2 protein-coding genes are annotated in these 2,635 nt (G+C 65.4%); both read right to left on the bottom strand.

The window, feature by feature from the left end; genetic code table 11:
• Nucleotides 1-1,784 (bottom strand): catalase (locus VF515_14550; protein ID HEX7408852.1); only part of this gene is annotated, 1,784 nt, incomplete at its 3' end.
• A gap of 224 nt (nt 1,785-2,008) precedes the next feature.
• On the bottom strand, nt 2,009-2,356 hold the full coding sequence (locus VF515_14545) for an SPW repeat protein (GenBank protein ID HEX7408851.1): 348 nt from the start codon (nt 2,354-2,356) through the stop codon (nt 2,009-2,011).
• Between the last annotated feature and the right edge of the window lie 279 nt (nt 2,357-2,635).

Here is a 2,635-nt window from a genome sequence, read left to right as displayed (position 1 = left end):
ACTTTGGGTGCTACGATCTTCACGGCAGCGCCCGCATCAGTCGCGGCCTTCCTGACCTTTTCGATGACCGCGCCGTCCGAGCCATCCGCAATCAGGATGCCCACGGCGCGCCCCGTGAGCGTGTCCTTCATCTTGCCGATGATCTGCAAGGCTGGCGAGGGCGCCATGTCCTGCACGGGTGCCGCGGCGACCGGCGCCTTGGGCATCTTGCCGAGCGCCAGACCCGCGCCGACCCGCTGGGCGAGGTCTTCGTCGATGTTCCGCAGATGGCCGACGATCGCCTCGCGCACGTGAAGGTGCTCGACCTTGGAGAGCTCAAAGACCAGCGCTGAGGCGATGTGCGCCTGCTCGTGCGCGGTCTGGCTGACATAGAACTGCCGCGCCTGGCTGTAGTGATCGGCGAAGCTCTCGGCACGGACGCGGCCCTTCTCGCCGGCCTCGGCGACCGCAGCGCTGCGGAAGCCGCCGGCCGGCGATTCGCGCGGCGAATCCTCAGACAGCGAGTTGGGCTCGTAGGCGATGCGGCCCACGGGCTGCTCCATCTGCATCTGGCCGTCACGCTGCTGGTTGCCGAACGGGCATTTGGGCGCGTTGATCGGGATCTGGTGGAAATTGGGCGTGCCGAGGCGCGAAAGCTGTGTGTCGTGATAGGACAGCAGGCGGCCCTGCAGCAAGGGATCGTTGGAGAAGTCGATGCCCGGCACAACGTGAGAGGGACAGTAGGCGACCTGCTCGGTCTCCGCGAAGAAGTTGTTGGGCCAGCGGTCCAGCACCATGCGGCCAATGATCTTCAGCGGCACGAGCTCTTCGGGGATCAGCTTGGTGGCGTCGAGGTGATCGAACGCGAAGTCGTCAGCTTCCTCCTCAGTGAACAGCTGGACGGCCAGGTCCCACTCGGGGAACGCGCCGGCCGCTATGGCCTCGAACATGTCCCGGCGGTGGAAGTCTGGGTCGGCGCCGGCGATCTTGACGGTTTCGTCCCAGATGGTGGACTGCAGGCCGAGCTTGGGGCGCCAGTGGAACTTGACGAAGGTCGACTCGCCGGCATCGTTGACTAGCCGGAAACTATGCACGCCAAAACCTTCGATCATGCGCAGCGACCGCGGCAGCGTGCGATCGGACATGACCCACATCACCATGTGCATGGACTCTGGCGTGAGCGAGATGAAGTCCCAGAACGTATCGTGCGCGCTTGCCGCTTGCGGAAAGCCGCGGTCCGGCTCCATCTTCACGGCGTGGATGAGGTCGGGGAACTTGATGGCGTCCTGGATGAAGAACACCGGGATGTTGTTGCCGACGAGGTCCCAGTTGCCTTCCTTCGTATAGAACTTGACGGCAAACCCGCGCACATCACGCGGGGTGTCGACCGAACCGGCGCCGCCTGCCACCGTCGAGATGCGCGTGAAGACCGGCGTCTTCTCGCCGACTTCGGTCAGGACCCTCGCCCGGGTGTAGGCCTCGAGCGACTCCGTCAGCTCGAAAAACCCATGCGCGCCCGTGGCTCTCGCGTGCACGATGCGCTCGGGAATGCGCTCATGGTCGAAGTGCGTGATCTTCTCGCGCAGGATGAAATCCTCAAGAAGCGTAGGGCCCCGCGGGTTGGCCCGGAGCGAGTTCTGATTGTCGGAAAGCGGTACGCCCTGATTCGTGGTAAGCGCGGCGTGCTCGCCGCCGGCGATCTGGTGCAGTTCGCCGCCGGCGGCTGATTGTGGGTCTTGGTGGGGGCTGGGGCCCGCTTCCCGTTTGCGTCTTCCAGAACCACTCGTTGTCTCGTTCTTGCTCATGCCGTATCTCCTTCGCGTGTAACGCCAGCTTGCTGGCTCTTGTCGCGGGCTGCCGATCTCGACGGCCCGCTTCTCCGTCCGGACCATCCCGTCCGGAGGGTCCCAGGCCCGTGCCATCGGGTACTGGGGAGCTGCCGTCTGACGGCAGCTGGGGACGACCCTGCCGTCAGAGGTCGCCCCGACGCCTCCCTCACGCGGTCGTCCGCGCGTGCTCGCGTCTCCCCTTACGCCATCCGGCGGCTGCGGTCTTCGACGCTGCCGCCGCGGCCAGCTCGCTGCAAGCCCCAATAGGCTCCGAGTACGATGAGGGCGATGCCGACGATCACGCTGCTGACCGTCGTGCCGGCAGTGTGCGAGAACTTGAGGACGAACGGCGAGAGGGCGAGCCATACCCCGGCCACGAGGACGAGCCAGCGGGGTAGGGCCGCCGACGGGATCCTGAGCGCCCACAAGGCGAGCACGACGACCACGACGCCGGTGACCACCGCGTTCACAAGCGGACCGCCACTGAACGACAGCACGTATGGCGAGACGATCTCACAGACCGCGATCGCGAGCACAATAGGAACCATCCACCTTCTGACGAAGGGCACGACGCCACCTTTCCTCTGTCTACGCTCATGAGACTTCCCCTTCGGAGAGGGAGCGAACCGTCGGCACTTCTATGCCCGGCCTGCGCTCGTGGAAGGTCTCCTTGGCACTGAGATGCCGAGTGACGCAGGGCTGCGGCACCATCCGACGCTTGATGTCAGCCGACATATGGAGGGGCCAGATGGGGCACCGGCACGCCGGGCCGCTCAGGCGTGCTGGTCCGGATCTTGCTGATCGTGGCCAATGTGACCACTTCCCTT

It is taken from the genome of Candidatus Binatia bacterium, assembly GCA_036382395.1.
Lineage (GTDB): Bacteria > Desulfobacterota > Binatia > HRBIN30 > HRBIN30 > JAGDMS01.
This window is presented reverse-complemented; position numbering and strand designations above follow the sequence as displayed.

Bases quoted from the DNA above. Each gene is read 5' to 3' on its own strand.
- VF515_14545 (HEX7408851.1), bottom strand. From the start codon at position 2,356: ATGGTTCCTATTGTGCTCGCGATCGCGGTCTGTGAGATCGTCTCGCCA.